The organism is Psychrobacter sp. AOP7-B1-24 (genome assembly GCF_052376215.1).
Taxonomy (GTDB): domain Bacteria; phylum Pseudomonadota; class Gammaproteobacteria; order Pseudomonadales; family Moraxellaceae; genus Psychrobacter.
The window spans coordinates 1-322 of sequence record NZ_JBQSVL010000229.1 but is presented as its reverse complement, the minus strand read 5'-3'; the positions used below and the strand labels follow the sequence as shown (position 1 = coordinate 322).

1 protein-coding gene is annotated in these 322 nt (G+C 45.0%); it reads right to left on the bottom strand.

What is annotated here, in order from left to right; all coding sequences use genetic code 11:
• Window positions 1-39: 39 nt before the first annotated feature.
• Window positions 40-322, bottom strand: a 283-nt coding sequence (locus ACT3QP_RS15135; protein ID WP_444526075.1) for an integrase core domain-containing protein, incomplete at its 5' end; no start/stop codon positions are given.

Genomic DNA, 322 nt, shown 5'->3' with positions numbered 1-322 from the left:
TGAACCGCCCCGACTTTATCGGAGAGTGTTTTACTTGAGTCAGGCAGCAATGCCTGACAGGGTTAAATTATCATAATACCGCTTTTCAAATTCAAAAGGTGACACATATCCAATCGTGCTATGCAAACGGGTTTTGTTAAACCAGTCCACCCATTCAAGGGTTGCCAATTCAACATCGTTCACGCCATGCCATTGTTCTTTTAGATACTCAATCACCTCAGACTTATAAAGCCCGTTAACCGTCTCAGCCAATGCGTTGTCATAAGAGTCGCCTGTTGTACCAACAGAGGCGATCACGCCAGAGTCCGTCATCTTATCAGTG